At 55.2% G+C, this 26682-nt stretch carries 24 protein-coding genes and 1 riboswitch; of the genes, 19 read left to right on the top strand and 5 right to left on the bottom strand.

The annotated features are described in order from the left end of the window. Positions 1-171 precede the first annotated feature (171 nt). The 3 genes from comER to asnB all read right to left on the bottom strand — a co-directional run bounded on the left by comER (position 172) and on the right by asnB (position 3878). A complete protein-coding gene (gene comER, locus M655_RS17885) occupies positions 172-1005 on the bottom strand; it encodes a late competence protein ComER (RefSeq protein WP_026558449.1) in 834 nt (277 codons plus the stop codon). A 71-nt stretch (positions 1006-1076) separates the two neighbouring features. Beyond that, on the bottom strand, positions 1077-1829 hold the full coding sequence (locus M655_RS17880) for a helix-hairpin-helix domain-containing protein (protein ID WP_005833161.1): 753 nt from the start codon (positions 1827-1829) through the stop codon (positions 1077-1079). Between the two features lie 123 nt (positions 1830-1952). Then, on the bottom strand, positions 1953-3878 hold the full coding sequence (gene asnB / locus M655_RS17875) for an asparagine synthase (glutamine-hydrolyzing) (RefSeq protein ID WP_005833159.1): 1926 nt from the start codon (positions 3876-3878) through the stop codon (positions 1953-1955). A gap of 215 nt (positions 3879-4093) precedes the next feature. Here asnB and M655_RS17870 point away from each other — a divergent pair, with 215 nt between their 5' ends. The 4 genes from M655_RS17870 to holA all read left to right on the top strand — a co-directional run bounded on the left by M655_RS17870 (position 4094) and on the right by holA (position 9263). Then, positions 4094-6469 (top strand): DNA internalization-related competence protein ComEC/Rec2, encoded by a 2376-nt coding sequence (locus M655_RS17870; protein ID WP_026558448.1) that lies wholly within the window; start codon positions 4094-4096, stop codon positions 6467-6469. A gap of 53 nt (positions 6470-6522) precedes the next feature. Then, entirely contained in the window at positions 6523-7068 is a 546-nt protein-coding gene (locus M655_RS17865; protein WP_005833157.1) for an RNA polymerase sigma factor, read from the top strand. Continuing rightward, positions 7068-7925 carry a hypothetical protein gene (locus M655_RS17860; RefSeq protein ID WP_005833155.1) on the top strand — a complete coding sequence of 286 codons (858 nt, stop codon included), beginning with the start codon at positions 7068-7070 and terminating at the stop codon, positions 7923-7925. The genes M655_RS17865 and M655_RS17860 overlap by 1 nt, the downstream gene beginning before the upstream one ends. 297 nt (positions 7926-8222) lie before the next feature. Then, entirely contained in the window at positions 8223-9263 is a 1041-nt protein-coding gene (holA, locus tag M655_RS17855) for a DNA polymerase III subunit delta (protein WP_005833153.1), read from the top strand. Between the two features lie 59 nt (positions 9264-9322). Here holA and rpsT read toward each other — a convergent pair whose 3' ends face one another. Beyond that, complete coding sequence (gene rpsT / locus M655_RS17850; RefSeq protein WP_005833151.1) at positions 9323-9598, bottom strand: 30S ribosomal protein S20; 276 nt, start codon at positions 9596-9598, stop codon at positions 9323-9325. 177 nt (positions 9599-9775) lie between these two features. Here rpsT and gpr point away from each other — a divergent pair, with 177 nt between their 5' ends. The 8 genes from gpr to M655_RS17810 all read left to right on the top strand — a co-directional run bounded on the left by gpr (position 9776) and on the right by M655_RS17810 (position 18607). Further along, the gene (gene gpr, locus M655_RS17845; protein ID WP_007777491.1) at positions 9776-10876 is read left to right on the top strand and encodes a GPR endopeptidase; all 1101 of its coding nucleotides are present in this window, start codon (positions 9776-9778) and stop codon (positions 10874-10876) included. Positions 10877-11025: 149 nt separating this feature from the next. After that, positions 11026-12207: a stage II sporulation protein P gene (gene spoIIP, locus M655_RS17840; RefSeq protein ID WP_007777495.1), complete on the top strand. Its 1182-nt coding sequence runs from the start codon at positions 11026-11028 to the stop codon at positions 12205-12207. Positions 12208-12212: 5 nt separating this feature from the next. Then, positions 12213-12521 carry a DUF3679 domain-containing protein gene (locus M655_RS17835; protein ID WP_007777498.1) on the top strand — a complete coding sequence of 103 codons (309 nt, stop codon included), beginning with the start codon at positions 12213-12215 and terminating at the stop codon, positions 12519-12521. A 313-nt stretch (positions 12522-12834) separates the two neighbouring features. Beyond that, positions 12835-13803: an ABC transporter ATP-binding protein gene (locus M655_RS17830; protein ID WP_005833139.1), complete on the top strand. Its 969-nt coding sequence runs from the start codon at positions 12835-12837 to the stop codon at positions 13801-13803. A 19-nt stretch (positions 13804-13822) separates the two neighbouring features. Beyond that, complete coding sequence (locus M655_RS17825) at positions 13823-14794, top strand: ABC transporter ATP-binding protein (protein ID WP_005833137.1); 972 nt, start codon at positions 13823-13825, stop codon at positions 14792-14794. A gap of 126 nt (positions 14795-14920) precedes the next feature. Next, the gene (locus M655_RS17820) at positions 14921-16582 is read left to right on the top strand and encodes an ABC transporter substrate-binding protein (protein ID WP_007777510.1); all 1662 of its coding nucleotides are present in this window, start codon (positions 14921-14923) and stop codon (positions 16580-16582) included. 103 nt (positions 16583-16685) lie between these two features. Continuing rightward, complete coding sequence (locus M655_RS17815) at positions 16686-17696, top strand: ABC transporter permease (protein WP_007777512.1); 1011 nt, start codon at positions 16686-16688, stop codon at positions 17694-17696. Between the two features lie 17 nt (positions 17697-17713). Continuing rightward, the gene (locus M655_RS17810) at positions 17714-18607 is read left to right on the top strand and encodes an ABC transporter permease (RefSeq protein ID WP_005833132.1); all 894 of its coding nucleotides are present in this window, start codon (positions 17714-17716) and stop codon (positions 18605-18607) included. A 57-nt stretch (positions 18608-18664) separates the two neighbouring features. Here M655_RS17810 and M655_RS17805 read toward each other — a convergent pair whose 3' ends face one another. Then, the gene (locus M655_RS17805) at positions 18665-19429 is read right to left on the bottom strand and encodes an alpha/beta fold hydrolase (protein ID WP_005833129.1); all 765 of its coding nucleotides are present in this window, start codon (positions 19427-19429) and stop codon (positions 18665-18667) included. Between the two features lie 125 nt (positions 19430-19554). Between M655_RS17805 and M655_RS17800 the strand changes: the two genes are divergently transcribed. The 7 genes from M655_RS17800 (at position 19555) to M655_RS17770 (ending at position 26648) form a co-directional block, all read left to right on the top strand. Continuing rightward, complete coding sequence (locus M655_RS17800) at positions 19555-20646, top strand: M24 family metallopeptidase (protein WP_025844888.1); 1092 nt, start codon at positions 19555-19557, stop codon at positions 20644-20646. A gap of 15 nt (positions 20647-20661) precedes the next feature. Then, positions 20662-20868, top strand: a riboswitch (cobalamin riboswitch). 290 nt (positions 20869-21158) lie between these two features. Further along, entirely contained in the window at positions 21159-22193 is a 1035-nt protein-coding gene (locus tag M655_RS17795) for an ABC transporter substrate-binding protein (RefSeq protein ID WP_035423390.1), read from the top strand. Between the two features lie 47 nt (positions 22194-22240). Beyond that, positions 22241-23278, top strand: coding sequence for a FecCD family ABC transporter permease (locus tag M655_RS17790; protein WP_007777522.1), 1038 nt, complete (start codon positions 22241-22243; stop codon positions 23276-23278). After that, the gene (locus tag M655_RS17785; RefSeq protein WP_026558445.1) at positions 23275-24081 is read left to right on the top strand and encodes a heme ABC transporter ATP-binding protein; all 807 of its coding nucleotides are present in this window, start codon (positions 23275-23277) and stop codon (positions 24079-24081) included. Before M655_RS17790 ends, M655_RS17785 begins: the two co-directional genes overlap by 4 nt. Beyond that, entirely contained in the window at positions 24078-25088 is a 1011-nt protein-coding gene (locus tag M655_RS17780; RefSeq protein WP_026558444.1) for a methyltransferase domain-containing protein, read from the top strand. Before M655_RS17785 ends, M655_RS17780 begins: the two co-directional genes overlap by 4 nt. A 58-nt stretch (positions 25089-25146) precedes the next feature. Then, the gene (locus M655_RS17775) at positions 25147-25695 is read left to right on the top strand and encodes a sigma-70 family RNA polymerase sigma factor (protein WP_005833118.1); all 549 of its coding nucleotides are present in this window, start codon (positions 25147-25149) and stop codon (positions 25693-25695) included. After that, positions 25665-26648, top strand: coding sequence for a hypothetical protein (locus tag M655_RS17770; RefSeq protein ID WP_007777536.1), 984 nt, complete (start codon positions 25665-25667; stop codon positions 26646-26648). Before M655_RS17775 ends, M655_RS17770 begins: the two co-directional genes overlap by 31 nt. The last annotated feature ends 34 nt before the right edge of the window (positions 26649-26682 follow it).

Here is a 26682-nt window from a genome sequence, read left to right as displayed (position 1 = left end):
GTCATCCTCTCGTGATGGCAAGCGGGTGAGAGGTGAAAGGAAAAAGGAGTGGAGCCTGTTTGAATAACAGGTTTCCGCTCCTTTTTTCGTACTGCCAGTTTTCTGATACTGACAGCGTGCTTGTCGTCGCTCTGCAAGGCTCGCAACTGCAAGCAACCCACGCTCTCGCAGCTACTGCGGCTGTTCGTTCAAATAACGGTCGAGCAGTTCCTGATCCTTGGCGAACTTCGCGCGCGTGCGCCGGAATACCTCTGCAAAAATGCCGGGCAGCTTGCTTTGCAAAGGAATCAGCCCTTCGCCGGTGATTCCTCCGGGGACGCAGACGCGCTGCTGCAAGGAAGGGAGCGTGAATTTTTCTTCGCGCAACAGATCGGCCACCCCGATCAGCATCTGCGAGGTCAAATAAGTAGCGGCTTCTGTCGAGATGCCTGTCTCTTCGACGGCATCCTGAATCATCTGCTGCAAAATATAGCTCAAAAAGGCAGGGCCGCAACTGGCGATGTCGGAAGTGATTCGCAAGAAAGGCGCGGTGATCTCGACAGGCGTGCTGATGTGGGCAAACAGGTTGCGAATATAATGGCGCTGCTCTTCGTCGACGCGCGCACCGAATTCGCACAGGCTCACGCCGCTCTGCGCCGCGTTGGTAATGCTCGGAACGACCCGGGCGATGGCGCAAGGTACTTTTGACTCAAGATGCTCCAGCTTGATCGGACTGGTGATCGTGACGATAAGCTGTTCCGCCGTCAGGACAGGGGCGAGTTGCTCGAGCAGCACGCTGTACTCCAGCGGCTTGACGCACAGCAGGATCATGTCGGCTTCTCTGGCCAAATCCACATTGCTATGGGCGACCGCCAGCCCGCCAAGCCGCTTAGCGAGCTGTTCGGCTTTTTCGATCGTGCGGTTGCTGATGATGATCTGGCTGGGAGACAGCGCTTTGGCGGACAGCAATGCTTCAATCAAGATACTGCCCATGCTGCCCGTACCAATGAACCCGATTTTATCCATGGGCATACCTCCCTCCGATATTCTTTCCCCATTCTATGTGAGAAGATCGGCAATCATGACCGGACAGTGCTTTATTGCGCAACGATTTGGTCTTTGATCCGCTCGAACATCTTTGCCCCGATCCCAGAAACCTTTTTCAATTCGTCGGCGGAACGGAAGCGGCCGACTTGCGAACGGTAGTCCAAAATCGCTTTTGCCCGCGCCTCCCCGATTCCTGGCAAGCTCGTCAGTTCCTCGACGGTCGCTGTGTTGAGATTGAGCAGCTTGGCTTTTGGCACAGCGCCGCCAGTCCCCGCAGCACGGGTCACGCTCGCGGGCACTGGCGAAAGGGGAGGCGCGCCAACTGCCGATCCAGGCCCGCCAGTCGCGCTGCCTTTTGCCGGAACCAAAAGCGCAGTCCCATCTGCCAACGGCTCAGCCAGATTGATTTGATCGAGGTCCGCTTCGGGCAGGGCGCCGCCAGCCTGTTCGATCGCGTCCGCTACGCGCATGCCCGGCGTGAAGCGGTACAGTCCCGGCTGTTTCACCTTGCCTTTTACGTCGACGTAGAGAGGCGGAGGGGCGGGCTTTCGTTCGACTGCGGCTTCCGCTTCGCTGCGGGCGTGCGCATCAGATGGTTGGTCAAGGACAGGCTCCCGTTTCTGTAGGGCAGTTTCCGGCTGCCCGACGCGCTCCCTTTCCGCATAGGCAGAGGAAACGAGCGGTACACCGACGGTCTCTGCCCGCTGCTCCCCCTGGTAGAGCCAAAAGCTGACGGCCACAAACAAGGTCGCCGCCACGATCAGGACCAGGCGTCGATGACGTTCCCACCAATCCAACAGCATAGCAAAAGACCCTCCCTTACCTCGCGTGTGCTTGTGGAATAGAGCGAAAGCATTCTCTAGTCACAATCTACGAAAAGTAAGAGAGGGTCTGCAAATATTTTTGCGTCTGCACGCCGCTGGCTTTTAGCCGATGTGCTGCAGCGAATTTTTTTTGCGGCGAATGTCCACATTCGGGCTGACGTACGGATCGAACGTATATTTTTGCTCGATAAAGATTTGGTGCCACAGCATGAAAACGAGGATCGTCCAGATTTTGCGACTATAGTCGGCATTTCCTTCACGGTGTTCGTCGAGCATGTAGAGCACGTAGGCCTTATTAATCAAATTGTCTACCTTCGATTCGAAAATGATCTCTTTTGCCCATTTGTAAAATTCGTTTTTCAGCCAATGGCGAGTCGGAACCGGGAAGCCAAGCTTCTTCTTCGACTTGATTTCCGGCGGCAGGAAGTCTTTCATCGCTTCGCGCAGCACGTGCTTGGTCGTGCCGTTGGCGATCTTGTACTTCGTCGGAATGGTAGCGGCGAACTCGAACACTTTCAGGTCGATGAAAGGAACGCGCAGCTCCAATGAGTTTGCCATCGTCATTTTGTCGGCTTTCATCAAAATGTTTCCGCGCAGCCAGGTGTGAATGTCCAAATACTGCATCTTGGTCACGTCATCGTACTGGGAAGCGCGCTTGTAAATCTCTTCTGTGATCGTAAACGGCGAGACGTACGATTCGGAACGGGCGATGTCGTCCATCACGACGCGTCTTTTCATCTCTTCGCTGAAGATCAGGGCGTTGCCGAAAAAGCGCTGTTCCACCGTCTTCGAGCCGCGGATGAGGAAGTTTTTCCCTTTTACCTGATCGGGCAGGCGCTGTGCCATGTAACCGATCGACTGGCGCATCCAGCCAGGCATGCCGGAAAACATCTTGAGCGAGCTAGGCTCCCGGTAAATGTTGTACCCGCCGAAAAACTCATCGGCGCCTTCGCCGGACAAGACGACGGTGACGTGCTCGCTCGCCATTTGCGCGACGAAGTAGAGCAGGATGGCGGAAGGGTCCGCTACCGGTTCGTCCTGGTGCCAGATGAGGCGTGGCAGTTCATCCATGTACTGCTGGGCGTTGACGACCCGCTCGAAGTGCTCGGTGCCCAAAAAGGCAGCCGTCCGCTTCGCGAAGTCCAGCTCGCTGTAACCAGGAATGTCCGAGCCGACGGAAAAAGTTTTCACAGGCTCAAAGGTGCGCAGCATGGCGACGATGCTGCTGGAGTCGACGCCGCTGGAAAGGAAAGCGCCGCGCGGAACCTCGCTGATCCGGTGCTTGTCGATGGATTCCAGCATCACGCTGCGAGTCCCTTCCACGAAGTACGAGAACGGCTTGCTCTCGTCTGGCTTGAACTCCACGTCCCAGTAACGCTCCAGCTTGATCTGGTCGTTCTCGATGATGAACGAGTGGGCTGGCGGGATGCGGTATATGCCCTGATACATCGTTTCGGGATCAGGAACGTATTGGAAAGTCAAATAGTGGTAAAAGCCGTTGTGGTTCACCTCGCGCGTAAAGCCGGGTAGCTCCAGCAGGCTTTTGATCTCGCTGGCGACGCCGATGGAATCATTCGTTTCCACATAGTAGAGCGGCTTGATCCCAAAATGGTCGCGCGCGCCAAACAGCCGTTTTTTGCGCGAGTCGTAAATGGTAAAGCCGAACATCCCGCGCAAGTGCTTGGGCGCGTCCGTCCCTACCTCTTCATAGAGGTGAAGGATGGTTTCAATATCAGAATCGGTATGGAATACGTGACCGGCGTCCTTTAACCATTGCTGCAATTCCTTGTAGTTGTAAATTTCTCCGTTGCCAATAATCCAGATGTCACGCGTTTCGTTAAACAGCGGTTGATGCCCGCCTTCCACGTCGATGATGCTTAAACGACGAAAGCCCAGGGCGATGTTGTCTTCGAGATGAAAACCATCGTCATCTGGACCACGGTGCAGGATGACACCAGTCATCGCGCTGATCGCTTCTTGTCTAACTGGCATTTGCCGCTTGTTGTAGAGTGTTACGATTCCACACATATGAAATGACTCTTCCTCTCACTGGATTGCTCCTGCTAACTCTATCACGTATCGCAAGTTGGCGCAATCTCTTCTGGATGCCCGGTCCTGTGCGCAAAACGGTTGCACAGCCAGGGGGAAAAAGGACCCTCGTCTCTTCTATTTTTGTCCGCCTGTCAGGGGATATACTCTCCGCAGGAAAAGAACAGTTCGACAAATGGACGGAGGGGGAGACGATGTCACTTTGGAATGCGAGCTTGGCCGTGATGAGCGGCTTGCTCCTGTCGGCGTATGCGCATCCCGTCTGGCTGCTCGGAGCGGCCGGGGCGTGGGCGGCAGCGGCTGCGTTTGTTCCGCGCGCCTATCGAGGCCGCCTCGCTGTTTACTCCTTCCTCTCTATTCTAGCAGGTCTCTATTATTATGGGTACGAGATTCTCCAGCAGTCGGAAATGAAACCGTTGGCGGCACAGGAGCGAACCGTATGGGTGCGCGGAGAAATCGCTTCTGGCGTCAAACGGGACGGCGATGTCGCCCGCTTCTTTGCGGATGTGGGCCAGTGGCGCGAAGAGGGCGAAAGCTGGCAAGAGCTTGGCCTAAACGAAACGATCGCTCTGCGCGTCAAATTGAGTGCAGCGGAGGAAGCGGCAGCAGTCGAGAAGTGGCGCACAGGCAGCGAGCTTGTGGCACTTGCCCAGCTCGGACTGCCGCAAGGAGCGCGCAACCCGCACGCCTTTGACTATGCGCGCTACCTGCACTGGCAAGGGGTACACGTCGTGGCGGAGACAGCCTTCCGGGACGCGAGGGTAGAGGCGGCAGCGAGCATTCAAGGGAGTTTTCAGGAGTGGCAAAAGGCGGGGGCCGAGCGGATCGAAAGCTTGTTTGCCGATCGGGAAACAGCCGGTTATATGAAGTCATTGCTGCTGGGGCTTGGCCAAGACGTGACGCCTGAGCTGGAATCGATGTACGCCAATTTGGGACTCAGCCACGTTCTCGCGATTTCCGGCTTGCATGTGACGCTGGTCACCTCGATGTTCATGTGGTGTCTGGACAGGCTGGGAGTAAGCCGCAGGTGGGGGCTTTTTGCGACTGTTTCTTTGCTCGTCGGATATGTCCTGCTGGTCGGGGCGAGCGCATCGGCTGTCCGCTCCGGCTTGATGGGCGGTGTCGGGCTTGTTTGCCAGGTGGCAGGAAAAAGGCTGGATGGAAAAGAAGTTTGGGCAGGTGCCTTGCTGGTCATGCTTGCGGTAAATCCGTTCCAGTTGTGGCATGTCGGGTTTCAACTGTCTTTTGCGGTCACGCTGGGGCTTATTCTGTTTGTCCCGTACAGCCTGCACGTGTTTGAGCGGGTACCTGTCTGGATCAGGACGCTCGTTGCGGTCACGTTTTCCGCCCAACTCGTCTCTTTTCCGTTTCTCATCTATCACTTTCATCAGTTTTCGCCGCTGTCCTGGCTGGTCAACCTCCTGGCTACACCTGTGCTTTCCTTGCTCGTCCTGCCGCTCGGCTACATCGCGATCGTGCTTGCTCTCGTCCATCCAGCGCTTGCGGCCGTTCCTGTCTGGCTTACGACCCGCCTGCTCGGCTGGATTCACGAGCCGCTGTACGCGCTGGATCAACAGGTGATTCCATTTACCTACTGGCCGCATCCAAAGTGGTGGTGGCTACTTCTGTACGCCTGTTTTCTCGGGATGCTGCCCATTTTATGGAATCGCGGCTACCACCGCAAACAAGACGTTGCGCTTTGTTTGGCCTTATTTCTCGGGCTTTTGGTCGCGGCACGCCAGCCGCTTGCAGGCAGCGATGAAGTGCGGATTACCTTCCTCGATGTCGGGCAAGGGGATTCCATCGTTGTCGAAATTGGCACCGAGAAGGTATACTTAATGGATGCAGGTGGGACAATGCGCCATCCGGCAGCGGAACCGTGGATGGAGAAGCGCGACCCTTTTGAAGTAGGCAAGGACGTCGTTCTCCCGTTTCTCATGGCGCGTGGGATCGAAAAAATTGATCGTGCCATCATGACGCATGGCGACCTGGACCACATTGGAGGAATGGAAGCGCTGGTTCCCCGCTTTTCTTTCGGGGAGGTACTGGTGAACGGACAAGTGCCTGAAGCAAAGGAAGCACAGATTCGCGAGCTTTTTCGCGAAAGAGGCGTCCCGATCACGACTGGCACTCCCGGTCAGGTATGGTCAGATGGACCGGAAATCGAATGGAAATGGCTTCATCCTGGAGAAACGACACTCCGCGGCAACGACGCCTCCGTCGTTCTTCAGCTTACCGCATACAACAAAACGGTTTTGTTCACAGGCGACATCGAACGAAGCGGAGAAGCAGTGCTCGTCCAAAACGGCCTGTCACCCGTAGATGTATTGAAGGTCGCCCACCACGGCAGCAATACTTCCAGTACCGAGGAGCTGCTGGCGGCGACGGCTCCCAAAGCAGCGGTCATTTCGGCAGGGGTGAACAATCGGTATGGACATCCTGCCGTCCAGGTGCTGCAGCGTTTGGGGAAATACGGCACCACGATTTACCGGACAGATCGGCACGGTGCGATTACGTTGATTATCTCGCCTGCCGGACTGTCTTGGAATACCCAACAATTGGATACATAATATGGTTGCAACCTTTTTCATGAGCGACCCGTCTGTAGGGGGGAGAGGAGATTATGCAGGAAGCAGAACTGATCAGGCTGGCGCAATCCGGGGATCATGATGCGCTTGTCGAGCTGCTTCGATCCGTTGAGACCTCCGTTTACCGAAGCGCTTATTATATTCTGGGAAATGAACAGGACGCGCTCGATGCTGCTCAGGAAGTGCTTATTCGCATTTATCGCAAGTTGGACACCTATCAGGAAAAGGCAAAGTTTTCCACCTGGGTGCAACGCATTGTCAGCAATGTCTGTATGGATAAATTTCGCGCGAAGAAGGAAACGGTCTCAATCGACGAGCATGAGCTGATAATACCTGATCGAAACAACGTAGAAGATGAGATCCTTCTCACCGGGCTGTCAAATGACATCCAGGAAGCCATCGGGAAGCTGCCCAAGCAGTACCGGATGGTTGTAGTACTCCGCTACCTGGAGGATTTATCCTATCAGGAAATAGCGGAAGCGTTGGATTTGCCGCTTAACACGGTCAAGTCGTATTTGTTTCGGGCTAGGCAACAGTTGCAAGAACTGTTGTACGACTACCAGAAAGGGGGAATCGGTTGATGACTAACGAAGAGATTTGGGAATGCATGCAGAGGGATCTGGATGGGGACTTGTCCGAACAAGAGCAGCAAGTGCTGTACACCCTTATTCAAAAAGATGCTGACCTGCAACTTATGTACAACCGTTTGAAAACTGTGTCGCAAAAACTAGAGCAGTTGCCCCCTGTCGTACCCTCATTCAGCATTGTAGATTCGATTTTGCCACAGTTGGAATCAGCGGCAGCAAAGCCGGTAGCTGTGAAATCTGCAACGATTGAGGAATCCTTGCCTACTCTTGAAGTTAAGCGCAAGTCGTCTTCGCTGTCGGAATCGAAAAAATGGAAGCGAATGAAAGTATGGCTCGCCGGACTTGGCAGCACGGCTGTTGCAGCCTGTCTGCTGATCGGCATGCTGTTCACAGGCGGCGACGGGAAGCATCCGGAGCCAGATCCGTTAAGCCAAGGTACAGACAGTGCTCCAGCCCCCGTCGTGGAGGACAAAACGGTGGTGTACGGACCAGAAGCTCCTACTCCAAGCACTAATCCATCTCCATCGAATAAAAAGGAAGTGGGGAAGAAGTCCGAGGAAACTCCGCCTAAGAAAAAAACGTCCAAGCCGCCTGCGCAAACCGATCAAAAGCCACCGGTCAAGCCGCCTGCCCAAAACACGACTCCGCCAGCTTCGAAGCCCGCAGTTGCTCCAAAGCCTGTAGTGACAGAGGATAAGCCGCCGTCATTTCCGATCGGACTGGAAGAGAAAACGGACGAAGATGACAACAAACATGCGCCTGATAAAGCAGACAGGGATGAAGACGAGGAGAAAGACAGCAAACAAGACAAAAAGAAGGAGCAGGAAAACCAGCAAGAGAATGATGAATAATCATCCAGCTTTTTTCCTGTTTCAGGGCAAACGTGTTTTTCAAATGTGGACTGGCACCACTAAGGGGGTTCTTGCGTAAAGTACATTATCAAGCACCCCCTGCTTACCGTTTGGGGAGGAGGAATCCCGGGGCTTTTCCCTAAACGTTTACATAGAGGTGCCAACGGATGGAAAAACCGCTACCTGTTCAATCGGTAGCGGTTTTTTTGGTCGCTGACCAGGCAAAAAGATGGGCAAGTCAAGTTTTCTAATGCTATAATGACGCAGATAAGTTGCAAGGAAAGGGAGAGAAAACGCATGCCACTCCTGTCGGCCATTCGGGAAATCCGGCAAAAGCACTTTTCGCCGCTGTACGTGCTTTTCGGCCCGGAATCGTTTTTAGCCGAAGAATTTTTGTCGCTGGCCAAAAACGAAATGATTGACCCGCAGTTTCGCGATCTCAACATGAGTGTCTACGATTGTACGGAGACGGGACTCGCGGACATATTGCAAGACGCGGAAACTTTGCCGTTTTTGGGAGAGCATCGCCTCGTGATTGCCAAACACGCGTATTTTTTGACGGGGAGCAAGCCGCAGACGAAAGTGGAGAGCGATCCGGATGCGCTGCTTGCCTATTTGCAAAATCCGCCTCCGTACACGACGCTGATTTTACATACAGAAGCCGAAAAGCTGGACGAGCGCAAAAAGCTCGTCAAGACGCTGCAGCAAAAAGCGAAGGTCATTCCGTTTCCGCTGTTAAAGGACGCGGATTTGTACGGCTGGGTAGAGCGGCAGGCAGACAAGTACCAGGCGCGGATCGGGCGCCCGCAGGCGATGAAGCTGGTGGAGCGCGTCGGCCACGAGCTGCGACTGTTGGACAAGGAAGTGGAGAAGCTCGCTTTGTACGTAGGAGCGGGGGCCAGCATTACGGATGAGGTGATCGAAACGCTCGGCGCACGGACGCTGGAGCAGGATGTTTTCGGGCTGATCGAGCAGGTCGCGTCAGGGAAGTTGGACAGGGCGTTGCGGATGATGTACGACTGCATGAAGACAGGCGAGGAGCCAATCAAGCTGATTGCGCTGTTGGCGAGACAGTTTCGCATGCTGCTGCACGTCAAGCAGCTCTCGCCGCGCGGTTATTCGCAGCAGCAGATGGCAGGCATGATAAAAATGCATCCGTACGCCGTGAAAAAAGCGATGGAGCAGGCGCGCCATTTTTCCGAGGATTCGTTGAAAAGGCTGCTGGGGATTCTGGCAGAAGAAGATTTTCGCATGAAGTCCGGCCAGGTGGACAAGCGTCTTGCGCTGGAGCTGTTTGTGGCACGGGCCCATGCCGAGCGGCAAGCAACGACGAGCTAGCGCCAAACATAAAAAAACCCCATGAACGTGACGTTCGCGGGGTTTTTTCGGTTGGTCTCTTACGCTACAGGAGCGCTCAGAACGTTGAGCTTTTTCATCAAACGAGACTTTTGACGGTTTGCTGCGTTTTTATGAATGAGACCTTTCGAAGCGGCCTTGTCCAGCTTTTTCACAGCCACCAGAAGAGTGGATTTCGCCAATGCTACATCAGAAGCGGCGACAGCTTTCTCAAAGCTCTTGATCGAAGTGCGCAGATCAGACTTTTGAGAAGCACGGTGTGCGCGACGCTTTTCGATTGTTTTGGTGCGTTTAATCGCGGATTTAATGTTTGGCATGTGTGTCACCTCCTTAGACGACCATAGACATACAGTCATACAACAAAGTAATTCTAGCATGGGCAAAGACCATTTGCAAGAAAGGATTCGGAATAAAAATAAAGGATTCAAGCAACCTAGTAGCAGGAAGAAAACGGTCACGACCGTTTTTCTCATCGAGAAGGGAGTCGATGGAACATGGCGCACAACATTGATTTGTCAGGCTACTCGATTCGGACCGATTTGGCCGTAGAGGCGCATGAGCTGGCCCAGCAGCAAAACGAAAGCAATATCGAAGGCATTTGGCTGCAAGCTGACGACCGGGAGCCGAATATCAAGGTGACGAGACTGCACGTACAGACGGAAGAGGCAGGCAAGCAAATCGGCAAGCTGCCGGGACGCTACCTGACGATAGAAGTACCCAAGCTGCGCGAAAACGATACTTCTATAGAAGAACAAGTCGCAAAGCGGTTCGCTGTGGAATTTGCCGCTTTTCTGGAGCAAATGGGAATCACGAAAGACCAAAAGGCGCTGATCGTGGGGCTTGGCAACTGGAACGTGACCCCGGACGCGCTCGGGCCGATGGTGGTGGAAAACTTGCTGATTACGCGCCACCTGTACAAGCTGGCCCCGGAAACGGTCGGGGAAGGCTATCGCGAGGTCAGTGCCATCTCGCCGGGCGTGTTGGGCATTACCGGGATTGAGACGAGCGAAATTGTTTTCGGCGTCGTGGAAAAAAGCAAGCCAGACTTCGTCATTTGCATCGACGCTCTCGCCTCCCGCGCTCTGCACCGCGTCAATACGACGATCCAAATATCGGACACAGGCATTCATCCCGGATCCGGGGTAGGGAACAAGCGCAAGGCGATCGACCAGGCGACGCTCGGGATTCCGGTGATCGCAGTCGGCGTGCCGACCGTCGTTTTTGCCTCCACGATCGTCAATGACGCGATTACGTATTTGCTGGGGCATTTTGGGCAGTCCATGGTGGAGAGCAAGCGGGCGTTCAACAAGCTGGCGCTGAGCACGGTGCCGGAGCGTAGCGAGCCGTACACCGAGGATGATTTGCCTGACATGGAATCGCGCAAAACGTTTATGGGGCTGGTAGGCTCGCTGCCGGAAGAGGAAAAGCGGCAACTGATCCACGAGGTGCTCCGGCCGCTTGGACAAGATTTGGTCGTCACGCCAAAAGAGGTGGACGACTTCATCGAAGGCGTAGCCAACGTGATCGCAACCGGGCTGAACCGCTCGCTGCATCAGGCCGTGGACGGGGACAACAGCGCCGCCTACACGCACTAGCCAAGGAGCTTGCGCGCAAAGCGCTAGATTGTGAGAGAACAGCTAGAAAAGGGTTCTATCGTCTCTATGAGGCTCATAGGCTAAAGCATAGACAAGCGTGAGAGAGAGCGTCGCGCTTCGTCCACGCAACAGCCAGAGGAGTGAGACAGATGGCGACCCTAATCCAACGCCAATTCGCAGTTCTTTCATTCATAACCGCGTTTTTGTTCGTCATGACGGGTGTGTTGTCGCTGGGAGGAAATCGCGTCGCGATCACCTCCTCCGCCATCCAGCAGGCGGCGTCGCATATATCGAGTCTGGCGATTTTGAACTGGATGGGGCAGGAGATTCCGGCTCTCTCCGCTACGGTGCAGGCTTCGTCCGATGCCAGGTCCAATAGCGTGACGGGCTTTCTTTTTCAACTGGCGACCAATATTCAGCCAGGCGATTTGCGCAGCCTGCTCGGCAGAGAGCTGCCGGGGATGGTGACGACGGAGGATGCGCGGTTTGTCGTCCAGGGAAAAGGAGCTACGCTCGCTGACTTTTACGTCGAGTATCCCGCCCATCCGAAGCAGGTGGCAGATACGTCCCAGCTCGTGCCCGTCGTGGAGCCGCAAGAGCAGGCGGCGGCAAAGCCCGCAGAGGAAAAGCCCGCTCCTGTGGCAAAGCCAGCCACGACGAACGGCAAAAAAGTCGTCTTCGTCTACAATTCGCACAACCGCGAATCGTGGTTTAGTGAAACAAAGCCGGTCGGCACTTCTGTCGATCATCCGACCCGAAACATCTCCCTCGTCAGCCAACATCTGAGCGAGGCGCTGAACGAGCGGGGAATCGGTGCGGATGTAAGCAAGGACGACATTTACCAGCAGCTTCTGAACAAAAAGATGGATTACGCGCTGTCGTACGCCCAATCGTTGCAAGTAGTGAAAGCCGCTGTCGAAAAAAATCGGGAGCTGCACTACTTCTTCGACCTGCACCGCGATACGGCTCCGCGTGATCGCACGACCGTGACGATCAAAGGAAAAACGTACGCACGCGTCATGTTCGTCATTGGCAAGCGGAACAAAAGCCACGAGAAAAACGAGGCGTTCGCGACCGAACTGCACGAGCTGATGGAAAAGATGTATCCCGAGCTGTCCCGCGGCGTGATGGAAAAAGGGGCAAAAACCGATCATGGCGAGTATAATCAGTCCATCTCTCCGGGAAGCCTGTTAATGGAAATAGGTGGCACGGAGAACACCTTGCAGGAGAGCTTGAATACGGCGGAGGCATTGGCCGATGTCTTTGCCGCTTATTACCTGCAGGCCGAAAAAGTAGGCAAAACAGTAGCGGAAGAGCCTGCGAAGAGGTGATGGGCATGAACGTGACGGTGAAGCTGACAGGTCTGTTAATCATTTTGCTGGTCGGCGTGGTGATTGGTCTGCAAACGGCGGAGCGGGGAATCTCCAAGGTGAGCGGAGTGCCCGAAGAAAAAGCGCAGACCTTTTACATCAAAAAAGTCGATCAAGGTCAGATGGAAATCGCAGTGATGGGCAAGCAGGTGCAGACGGCAGGGCCGGAGAAAATGGTCAACTACGTGAGCCGTGTGGGCTTGACATTGGGCGACAGCATCAAAAATGGCGCGCAAATGTTTGTCGATTGGGTAGGAAGTTTTTTCGAGCCGTAGATTTTGTTTACGCGCAAAAAGAAGGGGTGTACAAAGCCTCAGTGACAAAAGACCCGTCAGAGCGGGTCTTTTTTGCGTGTCAGGCGGGCGGGGAACGATTTGCCGCAAACTGTGCAACGCAGATGGCGCCTGCGCTCCGTGCCGCAAGCGAAAATTTTTGAATGAAATTGGGGGAGGAAGGAGGAATATTCGATATAGTCAGCAAAAATATAATAGTTAGAATTTATTGTGTTGCCAAAAAATTGTATTAATGGCATAATGTCTACTGATAGATCTTTTTCTACTGAATATATCGGTAAGAGAGGTGAGCCACGTGTCAGATCCTGTCCTTCAAATCGAAAACCTGCAGACGCACTTTTTCACGGACCGCGGCCAAATCCCTGCCGTTGATGGCGTGACGATCACGGTTAACAAAGGAGAAGTAGTCGGCATCGTAGGCGAGTCAGGCTGCGGGAAAAGCGTTACTTCCTTGTCAGTCATGAAGCTGGTGCCCAATCCACCTGGAAAAATCGTCGGGGGAAAAATCAAGTTCAAAGGGGAAGACCTCGTAACAGCCGATGAAAAGCGGATGAGGGACATACGCGGAAATGAAATCGCGATGATTTTCCAAGAGCCGATGACGTCCCTGAACCCTGTTTTTACGATCGGGAATCAGATCGGCGAAGCGGTTCGCTTACATACGAAAGCCAGTAAAAAAGAGTCGCGGGCTCGCGCGATCGACATGCTGAAAAAAGTAGGGATTCCGCGAGCGGAAGCGATTGTCGATGAATACCCGCACCAGCTTTCCGGCGGGATGCGGCAGCGCGTCATGATCGCCATGGCGATGGCCTGCAATCCGGAGCTGTTGATTGCGGACGAGCCTACGACGGCGCTCGATGTGACCATTCAGGCGCAAATTCTCGATCTGATGCGCCAACTCAACCAGGAGGCGCAGACGGCCATTTTGCTCATCACGCACGATTTGGGCGTGGTCGCGGAGATGTGCCACCGCGTCGTGGTCATGTACGCGGGCAACGTCATCGAAGAGGGAGACGTTCGCACGATCCTGAAAAAGCCCAAGCATCCGTACACAAAAGGATTGCTCAACTCCTTGCCCAAGCTGGAAGAGTCGCAGGAGAGGCTCTACTCCATCCCGGGGAATGTGCCGATTCCCGGCTCGCTTACGGTCGGATGCCGCTTTGCGCCCCGGTGCGATCAGGCGACTGATCTTTGCCGCAGCGAAATGCCGCAGCTAAAAGCAGTAGGGGAAAATCACCTGTCCCGCTGCTGGCTGAGCGAATAACCCGAGAGGAGCATGCCCGTTGACAGAAGAACTACTCGTCGTAAAAAACTTGAAAAAGTACTATCCCATCACTGGTGGCATCCTGGGCGGGGAAGTAGGCGTCGTAAAAGCAGTAGACGATGTTTCGTTTACGGTTAAGCGCGGGGAAACGCTGGGACTGGTCGGAGAGAGCGGCTGTGGCAAGTCGACGACCGGGCGCTCGCTCTTGCGGCTGATCGAGCCGACTGCGGGTGAAGTCACGTTTGACGGTGTGAATGTAACCGCGCTTTCAACGGATGCGATGCGCAAAATGCGCCGCGATATGCAAATTGTTTTCCAAGACCCGTTCGCTTCCCTGAATCCTCGTCACAATATTGAGAAGATTCTGGAAGAACCACTGATCGTTCACGGGATCGGAACGAGTGCCGAGCGCAAACGAAAAGTGCAGCAAATGCTCGAGGTCGTGGGGCTGAGCAGCTATCACGCCAGGCGTTACCCGCACCAGTTCAGCGGTGGGCAGCGCCAGCGGATCGGGATCGCCCGGGCGCTCATGCTCAATCCGAAGCTGATCGTGGCCGACGAGCCTGTATCTGCGCTCGACGTGTCGATTCAGTCGCAAGTGCTCAACCTCATGCAAGATTTGCAGCGGGATATGGGCCTCACCTACTTGTTTATCGCCCACGACCTGAGTGTCGTGCGGCATATCAGCGACCGGGTGGGCGTGATGTACCTCGGCCGGATCGTGGAGCTGACCACGAGCAACCAGCTTTACACGAATCCGCTTCATCCGTACACAAAAGCTTTGCTGTCTGCCGTGCCGACTCCGGACCCCGACGCTGTGCGGGAGCGGGTGATTTTGCAAGGCGACGTGCCAAGTCCTGCGAATCCTCCCAGCGGCTGTACGTTCCATACGCGCTGTCCGCACGTGACAGAGGAATGCCGCTCTGTTCGTCCCGCTTTTCAGGATGTGGGCGACGGACACTTCGTGGCTTGCCATCTGTACAAGCAGTAAGCCGCACGTAGGATGTCCGCCTGCTGAAAAGGTTGCCTTGTTAAAGGGGGGATGCGAGGCAGGAGCGACATGAATGACCACCTATCCAAGTAACATGTTTTCACTTTAGTAGAGGGGGATGTTTTCATGAAGAAGAGAGTTCTCTCCGCAGCCATGACCAGCCTGTTGGCGCTGGCTATGTTGCTTGCCGGATGCAGCGGTTCTCAGACGACACAGGCGCCGGCAGAACAGCCAAAAACAGAAGCTCCGGCGACTTCGGCACCAGAGCCGGCAAAAACGGGACCCAAGCAACTGATCGTCGGCCGCGGCGGCGACACAGTGGGCCTCGACCCGATCGCGCAAACCGACGGCGAATCGTTCAAGGTGACGGAAAACATATTCGATACGCTGGTAGGCTACGCGGAAGAAAGCACAGAAGTAGTGCCTTCCCTTGCTGAAAAGTGGGAAATCTCTCCGGATGGTTTGACGTACACGTTCCATCTGCGCAGCGGCGTGAAGTTCCACGACGGCACGGATTTCAATGCCGAGGCGGTAAAATGGAACTTCGAGCGCTGGAGCGACAAGAACCATCCGCAGCATAACAAGGAAGGCTTCGAATACTACAACGACATGTTCGGCGGCTACAAAGGCGACGAAACACACGTCATCAAGAGTGTAGAAGCGGTAGACGCGCAAACGGTGAAATTCACCCTGAACCGCCCGCTCGCCCCGTTCATTCAAAACCTGGGCATGTCCTGCTTCGCGATTGCATCGCCAAAAGCGGTACAGGAGATGGGCCCTGAGAAGTTCAACGAAAAACCGGTCGGAACAGGACCGTTCAAGTTCGTAGAGTGGAAGCGCAACGACACCATTACGCTGGAGAAAAACCCGGACTATTGGAACGCTGGTTTCCCTAAGCTCGACAAGCTCGTGTTCAAGGTCATTCCTGAAAATACAGCTCGTCTGACAGCGCTCACTTCCGGCGAGATCGACATGATGGACGGTCTGAACCCGGATGACGCGGAAACGGTGAAAGGCAACAGCGATCTGCAACTGATCCTGCGCCCGTCCATGAACATCGGCTTTGTCGGCTTTAACGTAGAGAAAAAGCCGCTGGACAACCCGAAAGTTCGTGAAGCGATCGCGTATGCGGTCAACAAGCCGGCGATCATCGACGCCTTCTTCGCAGGACTGGGACAACCGGCTGTGAACCCGATGCCGCCTTCCATCTGGGGGCACAACAGCAACATCCAAGACCGCGAGTTCAACATTGACAAGGCGAAGCAGCTTTTGACAGAAGCAGGCTTCCCGAACGGCTTCAAAATCAAGTTCTGGGCGATGCCGGTTGCTCGTCCGTACATGCCGGATGGCGTGAAAATTGCCGAGGCGATTCAGCAAGACCTGAAAAAGATCGGCGTAGAAGCGGAAATCGTCACCATGGAATGGGCGACGTACCTGGAAAAAACAAAAGCAGGCGAGCAGGAAATGTTCATGCTGGGCTGGACTGGCGACAACGGCGACCCGGACAACTTCCTGGCGACCTTGCTGGATAAAAACAACATCGGCGGAAACAACCGCACGCGCTGGGCAAATGAAGAAGCGCACAAGTTGCTGATGGCTGCCCAGTCTGCGACGACCAAGGAAGAACGCGAGAAGCTGTACCTGCAAGTTCAGGAAATCATCTTCAAGGACGTGCCGATGGTGCCACTGGCGCACTCGACGCCTGCGCTTGCTGCCAAGGCCAACATCATCAACTACAAGCCGCATCCAAAAGGCTCCGAGAGCTTGGAGAAGGTTGACCTCAAGTAAAACTGGATTGATCCGATGAGCAAGCAGGGTAAGAGGAGCGACCCTCTTCTTACCCTTTCTTTCTTGCACGCAGTCATTATTTTTTGGTAAGGAAAGCGAGGAGATGGCATTGCTATCCTACAGCATCCGAAGAATTCTTATGCTCATCCCCGTTCTACTGGGCATGTCCATCGTCGTATTTTCCATCATTCGTGCCATCCCAGGTGATCCGGCTCTGACCATATTGGGAGAGAAAGCAAGTCCGAAAGCGATTGAAGATTTACGGGAAGTTTTAGGCTTGAACAATCCGTGGTACATTCAATATTTTGACTACTTGAAGCAGATTATTACCGGCGACTTGGGCGTTTCCCTGCATTCCGGGGCAAGCATCACGCAAGAAATCGGCCCGTATTTGGCCGCCACCACCGAGCTGACGATTGTCAGCATGCTTTTCGCTGTCATTATCGGAGTGAACGCAGGGATTTTGTCTGCGTGGAAGCAAAACTCCTGGTTTGACTACTGTGCGATGCTGATCGCCTTGATCGGTGTTTCGATGCCAATTTTTTGGCTAGGGTTGATGGAGCAGTGGTTCTTTGCGCAAGAACTGAAATGGCTGCCATCCGTTGGTCGCGACAATTCGCGTAATCCTGTAGAGGCCATTACGCAGTTCTATATACTGGACACGATTTTGGCTGGACAGTGGGATCAGTTGTGGGAGGTCATCAAGCATTTGATCCTGCCTGGCGTGGCTTTGGGGACGATTCCGATGGCGATTATCGCCCGGATTACCCGTTCGAGCATGCTGGAAGTCATGCGTGCCGATTACGTGCGGACCGCTCGGGCAAAAGGCTTGGCGCAGTTCTGGGTCGTGTACAAGCACGCGCTGAAAAACGCGATGATTCCCGTGCTGACGGTGATCGGTTTGCAAACGGGCTTGCTTTTGGGCGGAGCGGTGCTGACCGAAACGATTTTTGGCTGGCCAGGAGTCGGCCGCTACATTTTCACAGCGATCGGCAACCGCGACTATCCGGTGATCCAGTCCGGCATTTTGGTGATCGCTACGATTTTCGTCTTGATTAATCTCCTGGTCGACCTTCTGTATGCCTATATCGATCCGCGCATTAAATACCGCTAGGGGAGGGACGAAGAGACATGGCAGAGACACAAGTACAGACGGTATCCCTGAGAGTAAAAGAGGAAGAAGTTGTCTCTCCTTGGCGGGAAGCTTGGAGAGCCTTGCGGAAAAACAAGCTCGCGATGGTGGGGCTGGCGATCATTCTGTTTTTCGTGGCAGTTGCCGTCTTTGCGCCAGTGATTGCTCCGTACCCGTATGACGAGGGGGAGCTGGTGATGAAAAACAAGCCGCCGTCCGAAGAGCATTGGTTTGGAACAGATTACAACGGGCGGGATGTGTTTAGCCGCGTCGTTTACGGTGCGCGCATTTCCTTGTGGGTCGGGACCTTCTCGGTCATCGGCTCCGTCGTGGCAGGCACGATTTTGGGCCTCTTGGCGGGCTTTTACGGCAGATGGATTGATACCGTCATCTCTCGCGTTTTTGACATCATGCTGGCGTTTCCAAGCATTCTTCTGGCGATTGCGATTGTCGCCATTCTGGGGCCATCCTTGCAAAATGCGCTACTGGCCATTGCCATCATCAACATTCCGACCTTTGGGCGTCTGGTGCGCTCGCGCGTGTTGAGCCTGAAGGAAGAGGAGTTCGTCATGGCGGCCCGCGCAATCGGGATGAAAGACTCGCGCATTCTCATGCAGCACATTTTGCCGAACAGCCTGGCGCCGATCATCGTGACGGGGACGATGGGGATTGCGACAGCGATTATCGAAGCGGCAGCGCTCGGCTTCCTCGGGCTTGGTGCCCAACCGCCGGAGCCGGAGTGGGGGAAAATGCTTTCCGATTCTCGCCAGTACATCCAGAAGGCGCCGTGGACAGTCATTTTCCCGGGCTTGTCGATCATGCTGACGGTTCTCGGCTTCAACCTGATCGGGGACGGATTGCGGGATGCGCTTGACCCGCGGATGAAAAACTGATACGCAGCAAAAGGGGCGTAAAGGGACGCAGGCAGTCCTTTTCGCCTCTTTTTTTGTTCAGTTCAGCCATTGGCGGCATAGTTGGTTGAACGTTGCTGCGGCGCGCGTGACGACCTGGTGCTTGACCGACGGCACCATCACCAGTTCCGCTTGCGGAAGCTTTTTTTCCAGTAGCCTGGCATACGGCAACATGTTCGCATCGTCTGCGCCATAGACGAGCAGCATCGGCAGCTTGAGCTGGCTCAACTGATCCGTGCAATTGTAGCGGTGCCCGGCGGCGTACAGGTGGCGGAGGCTCGCTGCATCTGTTTGGCTGCCATGCTCAATCCAGCGGGAGCGAGCAAGCGGGTCGTCGAGATGAGAGGCGGCGATCGACCTGGCAATCAGCGGAGCTGCGTGCAGGCAGGACAGCGATTGGGCGAGCAGAAAACGGCTGTGCAACGAAAAGTCGGTTACTTCGGAAAAGGCGCTGACGAGGATGGCGCCGCGCACGTTTTCGGGAAAGCGGAGGCAGTATTCGAGGACGAGCGAAGCCCCCTGCGAATACCCCAAAAGCAACGGACGCTCAAGTCCGAGCGACTGGCAAAGCCCGTGAATCACGCTGGCAAGCTCGCGCATGGTCGTAGGTCCAGCCAGCGGGGAGCTGTCGCCATGCCCCGGGAGGTCTGGTACGACGAGTTGGCAAACATCCGCAAGCGGCTCTTGATAGTCGAAGTTGACAGAGCCGATGCACGGGGCGTGAATGCACACGAGTGGCGTGCCGCGCCCTGACAGGTGGCAGGCGATGCGGTGGCTGTCCAGTTGTACGATGGTTGGTTCCATGTTGGTTATTCACCCCTAGCATATGGTGTCCGTTTCAAGAGAGAATTTTCCGTTCCGCTCTTCTTTTTTGGACAGGGAAATGGTATTCTCGAGGAAGAATCTTGTCGAAAGCGAAGGTGACGCAGGTGTATTTGGAGCGCATTTCGAAACTGCACGATTTTTTGACCAAACAAGAGCTCGACGCGGTAGTCATCACCTCTCCCAAGCACGTTTACTATTTGACCGGCTTTTTTACCGATCCGCATGAACGCTTTATGGGTCTGATTATTCCAGCCCAGGGCGAGCCATCCCTGATCGTTCCAGCCCTTGACCGCGAAGCGGCAGCAGCGGCTTCGACTGTTCAGACGATTCACACGCATACGGATATTGAGAATCCTTACGAGCTTCTCAAGCAAGTGTTGCCAGCGAACCTGAAGAAGCTGGGCATCGAAAAAAGCCACATGACCGTAGAGCGTTACGAGGCGCTGGGACAAGTCATCTGTGCAGAGAGCTACGCGGATGTGGAAGAGCCGCTGCGCGAAATGCGCCTGATTAAATCGGCAGACGAAGTGGCTCGTTTGCAAAAGGCTGTCCAACTGATTGAAGATACACTCGGCGAGACGTTGAAAACATTCAAAATCGGCCAGACCGAAATGGAAATCGTCGCGGAGCTGGAATACCAGATGAAGCGTCTGGGAGCGGACGGCCCGTCTTTTTCCACGATGGTTTTGGCGGGGGAAAAATCGGCATTGCCGCACGGAACGCCTGGTTCGCGCAAAGTGCAGGAAGGCGATTTGCTCCTGTTTGACATCGGGGTAGCAGCGGACGGCTACGTTTCCGATATTACCCGTACGTTTGCTGTCGGCCAGATCAGCGAGCAACTGCGCGATATTTACGAAACGGTGCTGGCAGCGAACGAGGCGGCGATTGCCGAAGTTCGTCCAGGGGTGACGTTTGCCCATCTCGACCAGACCGCTCGCGACGTCATTGCCGCAAAAGGCTACGGCGATTACTTCATTCACCGTCTGGGGCACGGCCTCGGCATGGATGTGCACGAATATCCGTCCGTGCATGGGCAAAATCAGGAAACGCTGCGCCCAGGCATGGTGTTCACCATTGAACCAGGGGTGTACTTGCCGGGAGCAGGCGGCGTGCGCATCGAGGACGATGTGCTCGTAACCGAAACAGGCGTAGAAGTGTTGAGCAAGTTCCCGAAAAAACTGACGGTGATCGGATAAGGCTTCAAACTCACAATTTTATATGAATCTGATGGTGCTGCCCGGAATCGTTTGGTTCCGCCAGCTTAATAGGGAAGTCCGGTGAAAATCCGGCGCGGTCCCGCCACTGTAACGAGGAGTGTCCAGCAAAAAAGCCACTGTTTTTCGCGCGACGAAAAATGGGAAGGGCGCTGGGGATGATGATTCGTAAGCCAGGAGACCTGCCATGAGATGATTTACAATCGACCCACGAGGATGGGACAGATGTGGAAGCAGACTAGGAACAGGCGTCATTGGCAACGCCGAATCTATAGGCATGTCTACGTATGTCAAGCACCTCCCGATTGGAAACTGGGGGGTGCTTTTTTCTATGAACATCGCCGTGGCGGTCGAGGCTGTGAAAGGGGTGATGCATTTCCTGTGTTGCCAAACAAGCAGGCTCTCTGTATAGTAAAGGTGTAATTCGTAATCATTACGATTTACATAACGTTTCATTTTCATCATGCCAACAACAAAAGAAGAGGGGTTACCAGATGAGTACAATCCGTATGAGAAAAAAAGCCTTCCACGGTTTCTGGATGGCAGCGCTGGCAGCGATTATGCTGCTTTTGTCCGCATGCAGCTCGGCAGCACCTGCTACGACCGAATCCACGGTGGCGAATGCTGGCTCGGAGCAAACGGCCCAGCCTGCTGCTGACAACAAGCCCGTCACGATTGTGACCAACGGGATCGAGATGACGTACCCGGAAGCGCCAAAACGCGCTGTGACAATGAACCAGCACGTAACCGAAGTCATGCTCGCGCTGGGGTTGGCTGACAAAATGGTCGGAACCGCGTACCTGGACGATCACATTTTGCCTGAGCTAAAAGCCGACTACGACAAGGTACCAGTCCTGTCTGACAAGTATCCGACCAAAGAAGTGCTTTTGGCCGCAAACCCTGACTTCGTCTACGCAGGCTGGAAAAGCGCATTTGGCGACAAAGGCGTAGGCTCGATGGAGGACTTGGAAAAGGCGGGAATCAAATCGTACCTGCAAGAGTCTTCGAACAAGCCAGGCCCGACCATTGACGACGTGTTCGCGGATATCCAAAACATCGGCCGCATTTTCCGCGTAGAAGATAAGGCGAACGAACTGATTGGCAAAATGAAAGCGGAAATCGAGCAAACCGTGAGCAAAATCGGCACGGTGGACAAGCCGCTGAACGTGTTCGTGTACGACAGCGGAGAAGACCAGCCGCTGACCGCTGCCAACAACTACATGACTTCTCTGATTAAAGCGGCAGGCGGCAAAAACGTGTTCGACGACATTCAAAAAGGCTGGGCGACCGTAAGCTGGGAAGAAGTCGTGAACCGCAAGCCAGACGTCATCGTCGTGGTCGACTACGGCGACAAGACGATCGAGCAAAAACAAAACTTCCTGTTGTCCAAAAAGGAACTGGCTGACGTGCCAGCGATCCAGAACAAACGTCTGATCGTGCTGCCATTGTCCGCAGCGTCCGAAGGGGTACGCGCACCGATCGCGCTGAAAATTCTCGCGGAAGGTCTGCACCCGGATACATTCAAATAAGAAACGGCTGCTTAGACAAGGAGGGAACGGCCCTGCACAAGATCAAGATGCCCTTCATCATCGTTGCCCTGCTGATCGGGCTTGTCGTCTCGATTACGTTTGCGGTGACACTCGGCTCGGTGGAAATCAAACCAGCGACGGTATGGAAAATTGCCTTGGCGAATCTCCCGCTGGTCAATCAATGGGTGGAAGTGGATTGGTCAAAAGGAGAACAGACCATTATCTGGGACATTCGGTTTCCCCGCGTCCTGCTGGGAGCTGTCGTCGGGGCCGGCCTGTCTGTTGTGGGGGTGGCGATCCAGTCTCTGGTTCGCAACTCCCTCGCAGATCCGTACATATTGGGAGTCTCCTCGGGCGCATCGGCCGGAGCGACGCTGGTCATTTTGTTCGGAGCATTCAGCATGTACGGACAATTCGCGCTTTCTTTCGGTGCTTTCACCGGATCGCTCGTCTCGATCCTGCTTATTTTTACCTTGTCCCGCATCGGCGGGCAAAACTCGACGGTGCGTCTGCTCATGGCCGGCATCGCGATTTCCGCCATCCTGTCTGCGATCACCAGCCTGATTATTTTTTCCGCGCCCAACGAGCACGGCATCCGCTCTGTCCTGTTCTGGATGAGCGGCAGTCTGGCCGGAGGGAAGTGGGAGTATTTGACCATACCGACGCTGATCGTCGTCATCTGTCTGATTGTCCTGTTGACACAATACCGTTCGCTCAATGCGATGCTGATGGGCGAAGAAGCGGCGGGGACGCTGGGCGTCAATACGGTGCAATTTCGCAAGCTGCTGCTGGTCATTACCGCGCTTTTGACGGGCGTCATCGTCTCGATCAGCGGGTCTATCGGCTTTGTCGGCTTGATGATGCCGCATATCGTTCGCGTCATCGTCGGCTCGGACCATCGTCGCGTCCTGCCTGTCAGCGCCTTGTTCGGGGCCATTTTCCTGATCTGGGCGGACGTGATCGCCCGGCTTGCGTTTGCGCCGGAAGAGCTGCCGATCGGGATTATCACGGCGCTGTGCGGCGGTCCGTTCTTTATTTGGTTGATGATGCGCAGCTCATATTCTTTCGGAGGTAGCGGGCGATGAATCTGCATGTGGAGAACATTTCGGTCGAGCTGGAGAAAAAAACGATTTTGCGCGATGTTAGCCTGACGGTTCGCTCCGGTGAATTTGTGGGGCTGATCGGGCCGAATGGCAGCGGAAAGTCCACCCTGCTCAAAAGCATTTATCGGGCGCTCGAGCCGCGCAGCGGATTCATTTCCCTGGACGGGGCTGACGTGTACCAGCTTACCGCCCGGCAAAATGCGCAGCGCATGGCGGTCGTGCGCCAGGAGTCGTCGATCGAGTTTGACTTTACCGTCATGGAAATCGTCATGATGGGGCGCTCACCCCATAAAAGGCTGTTTCAAACCGATACCCCGGCGGACAGCCGCATCTGTGAAGAGGCGCTGGAGCGGGTCGGCATGCAGGCGTACGCCTCGCGCAGTTTTTTTTCCTTGTCTGGCGGAGAAAAGCAACGCGTATTGATTGCAAGAGCGCTGGTCCAGCAAGCCGAGTTTCTCGTATTGGACGAGCCGACCAACCATCTGGACGTCCGGTACCAGCTACAGGTGATGGATCTGGTCAAGACGCTCGGGATTACCGTGTTTTCCTCGCTGCATGATCTGAATATCGCCGCCATGTACTGCGATCGGCTGTACGTCATTCGCGACGGGGAGCTGGTTGCTTCCGGCACGCCGGAGGAAGTGCTTGAACCCGGGTTGATTCGCGATGTTTTCGGGGTAGAGACAGAGGTGGTCACCCATCCGATCACGGGGAAAAAACACGTTTATTTCTTTTCGGAAGCGGTCCGCGTCCAGCAATCGCGACAGGAGGTCAAAGCATTATGAGTGTGTACAGTTGCCAAGTATGCAAGTTCCGCTACGACGAATGGCTAGGCGATACAAAAAACGGCGTCCCACCAGGGGTGCCTTTTTCGCATTTGGCAGGCTCGGTCTGTACGACCTGTGGGATGCAAGGAGAGGGGCGACATGTGCGCCTTCCGGAGGCCACATACTCCGGATTGGAAGCCACCTATTACGACCAGTTTGCCGGAAAAGCGGGCATCGCGTTTTACCGCAACTGGCTGCTGCAAGAAGCAGAGCAAGCCCCGGTGTCCGTGCTGGAGCTTGGCGTAGGCACCGGGCGCATTGCCATTGAGCTGGCGCGCTGCGGCTTGTCCGTCTGCGGCGTGGACAACAGCCCTGACATGCTGGAGATCGCGACAAAAAAGAAGCGGCGCATGCTCAAGGACAACGAGGTGCTGCTGGAGCTGATCGAGCAACATGTGCAGGAGCTGCAACTCGATCGCCGTTTCACTCATGTGCTGCTGCCCGAAGGCATTTTTCAGCAGGCGACCTGTAGAGAGGAACAGCGGCAGTTGCTTTCGGTCGTTGCCCGGCATTTGACAGAAGGCGGAACAGTGGCGATTGACTTGCTCCTGCCGCCTGTGAACCGCAAATGGTCGCTCATGCAGCGCAAGTTTGTTTTTCCGGACCGGATGGTGTACCAAAAAGTCGAGGGAGAAACGCTCATTGCCGAGCAAAAGTTCCGCTATACGCTGACCTATGAGACGTTTGTGGAGCAGGTGGAGCAGCCGCGCTACCGAGTGGAGCGCGAGCTGGCGCTGCTGTTGCCGGGAGAGCTGGAGTTGCTCCTGGAATCTTCGGGCTACAACGTCGTGCAAAGCAGGGAAAACGTCGTTTGCCACCACAGCCAGCCGCCAGAGCAGACGGAAGAGTACGAGCTGGATCGCTGGCAGCACGGCGGCTATCCGTTTGCGGAACCACCGGGCGCTCCGGGGGCGGCGACGCGCTGGACGATCATTGCCAAAAAAAATTCCGCCCCTTCCCTGTAACAAAATCTACGCGGCTGCATCTAACCAGTAAAGGATTTGCGTGAAGGAGGTCGCGCCCTTGGATACGTTGCAGCCTACGGCAGACGCTGCATTCGAACAGATCATGCAAGAGTACGGGACGCGGGTCCTTCGGCTGGTCACTTTTCTGGTCAAGGATCACAGTCTGGCTGAAGATATAACTCAAGAAGTGTTTGTCAAAGTGTATCGGCATCTGCCCCGGTTTCGCGGGGAGAGCACGGTTCATACGTGGCTGTACCGGATTGCGGTCAACGAATGCAAAGGCCATTTGCGCTCCTGGTCGTTTCGGAATATCCTGCCTCGCTCGTGGATCAGGCAAGACGGCGAGCTGTCCACGGAGCATCTCGTGCTCGACCAGGCAGAGCGGGATCAGCTTGTGACGGAAGTGCTGCAGCTTCCTCCGCTGTATCGCCAGGTCATCGTCCTGCACTACTATGCCGATTTGACGATCAGCGAGGTCGCCTCTGTGCTCGCAGTGTCAGAGGGAACAGTCAGAACCCGGTTGCACAGGGCGAGACAACGGCTGAAGCAGAGTCTGGCGGAAGGGAGTGAGTGGGAATGGACGAGAACAGATGGCTCGCAGATTTGAAGGACAGGGCCGATCAAACCGCTTTTCGCGACGTCCGCTTTACCGAAGCGATGAAGGATCAGGTAAGAACGCGGATAAGCCGGGAAGCGAGAAGGAGCGGCTGGAAAAGGCTCGCCATGCCAGCGACTGTCCTCGTCCTGGGCTTTCTCATCTGGACGGCTTTGCCGCTGCCACAGCCAGCCGAGCATGCCGCCCATCCCCAACCGCCCGTGCCAGAGCTGCTGCCGGGCGGCCAACTGCTCGCGCCGGATTTGTGGAAGCCGATGCCGCTCATTTCGGCTACGTACGAGCAGCAATCTTTTTCCTATGTAGGGGAAAAGCCTGTCCGGGCGATGACCGATCCCGACGGCCTGTACGAAGGACAGACACAGCGCTTCATCTGGCTGTTGAACGCAAGCGAGTTGTCTCGGGTGGAGCTTGTCGCTTACAGCAGTGCGGGCAAGCGCATCGAGCTGGGCAGCTATCAGGTGATGGGGCCGCTGCACGATGCGTCCGGGCATTTTCCATCCGGCATCGCATTGCCCGATCCGGGTGTCTGGAAGCTGCAGGTGCTGTCCCAAGGCAAGCAGCTCGGACATGTGTTCGTCGAGGTGAAAAAAGGCATTTCCCCCGCGAACCGCGAACTGGTCGAGCCGATCGTCCGCAGCTATTTGGAGACGGAAGAAACCAAGCTGGGCTGGCTGCCGAATGACAGAGAGGTCAGTCTGGAGCTGTTGGGAGTGGAGGCCCCGAATGCAGAGCGCAGGGTCGTGTACGCCTGGGTGAAAGTATTGAGCAAAAATCCGGCGCATTCCTCCGGCGTCAGCGCTCCGATGGTCTTTTATCTCGCTTACGACGGACAAACGTACCGCGTGCAAGACATGCAGATGCCAGAAGACGGGAGCCGCTACAATAGCAGCCTGCAAAAGCTGTTTCCGCCAAACGTGCTCGAGCAAATTCGCTATCGCGAGTGACGCACGGCTGTCGGCGTGGCGTTCTCAAAAAAAC

Source organism: Brevibacillus sp. NSP2.1 (assembly GCF_000470975.2).
Lineage (GTDB): Bacteria > Bacillota > Bacilli > Brevibacillales > Brevibacillaceae > Brevibacillus > Brevibacillus agri.
The sequence above is the reverse complement of the archived record's forward strand: the minus strand, read 5'-3'. Positions and strand labels throughout refer to the sequence as shown.

What these genes read in the sequence shown, in the direction of transcription:
- comER (WP_026558449.1), bottom strand. Translation starts at nt 1,005, where the DNA reads ATGGATAAAATCGGGTTCATTGGTACGGGCAGCATGGGCAGTATCTTG.
- M655_RS17880 (WP_005833161.1), bottom strand. Translation starts at nt 1,829, where the DNA reads ATGCTGTTGGATTGGTGGGAACGTCATCGACGCCTGGTCCTGATCGTG.
- asnB (WP_005833159.1), bottom strand. Translation starts at nt 3,878, where the DNA reads ATGTGTGGAATCGTAACACTCTACAACAAGCGGCAAATGCCAGTTAGA.
- M655_RS17870 (WP_026558448.1), top strand. Translation starts at nt 4,094, where the DNA reads ATGTCACTTTGGAATGCGAGCTTGGCCGTGATGAGCGGCTTGCTCCTG.
- M655_RS17865 (WP_005833157.1), top strand. Translation starts at nt 6,523, where the DNA reads ATGCAGGAAGCAGAACTGATCAGGCTGGCGCAATCCGGGGATCATGAT.
- M655_RS17860 (WP_005833155.1), top strand. Translation starts at nt 7,068, where the DNA reads ATGACTAACGAAGAGATTTGGGAATGCATGCAGAGGGATCTGGATGGG.
- holA (WP_005833153.1), top strand. Translation starts at nt 8,223, where the DNA reads ATGCCACTCCTGTCGGCCATTCGGGAAATCCGGCAAAAGCACTTTTCG.
- rpsT (WP_005833151.1), bottom strand. Translation starts at nt 9,598, where the DNA reads ATGCCAAACATTAAATCCGCGATTAAACGCACCAAAACAATCGAAAAG.
- gpr (WP_007777491.1), top strand. Translation starts at nt 9,776, where the DNA reads ATGGCGCACAACATTGATTTGTCAGGCTACTCGATTCGGACCGATTTG.
- spoIIP (WP_007777495.1), top strand. Translation starts at nt 11,026, where the DNA reads ATGGCGACCCTAATCCAACGCCAATTCGCAGTTCTTTCATTCATAACC.
- M655_RS17835 (WP_007777498.1), top strand. Translation starts at nt 12,213, where the DNA reads ATGAACGTGACGGTGAAGCTGACAGGTCTGTTAATCATTTTGCTGGTC.
- M655_RS17820 (WP_007777510.1), top strand. Translation starts at nt 14,921, where the DNA reads ATGAAGAAGAGAGTTCTCTCCGCAGCCATGACCAGCCTGTTGGCGCTG.
- M655_RS17815 (WP_007777512.1), top strand. Translation starts at nt 16,686, where the DNA reads ATGGCATTGCTATCCTACAGCATCCGAAGAATTCTTATGCTCATCCCC.
- M655_RS17810 (WP_005833132.1), top strand. Translation starts at nt 17,714, where the DNA reads ATGGCAGAGACACAAGTACAGACGGTATCCCTGAGAGTAAAAGAGGAA.
- M655_RS17805 (WP_005833129.1), bottom strand. Translation starts at nt 19,429, where the DNA reads ATGGAACCAACCATCGTACAACTGGACAGCCACCGCATCGCCTGCCAC.
- M655_RS17795 (WP_035423390.1), top strand. Translation starts at nt 21,159, where the DNA reads ATGAGTACAATCCGTATGAGAAAAAAAGCCTTCCACGGTTTCTGGATG.
- M655_RS17790 (WP_007777522.1), top strand. Translation starts at nt 22,241, where the DNA reads ATGCCCTTCATCATCGTTGCCCTGCTGATCGGGCTTGTCGTCTCGATT.
- M655_RS17785 (WP_026558445.1), top strand. Translation starts at nt 23,275, where the DNA reads ATGAATCTGCATGTGGAGAACATTTCGGTCGAGCTGGAGAAAAAAACG.
- M655_RS17780 (WP_026558444.1), top strand. Translation starts at nt 24,078, where the DNA reads ATGAGTGTGTACAGTTGCCAAGTATGCAAGTTCCGCTACGACGAATGG.
- M655_RS17770 (WP_007777536.1), top strand. Translation starts at nt 25,665, where the DNA reads ATGGACGAGAACAGATGGCTCGCAGATTTGAAGGACAGGGCCGATCAA.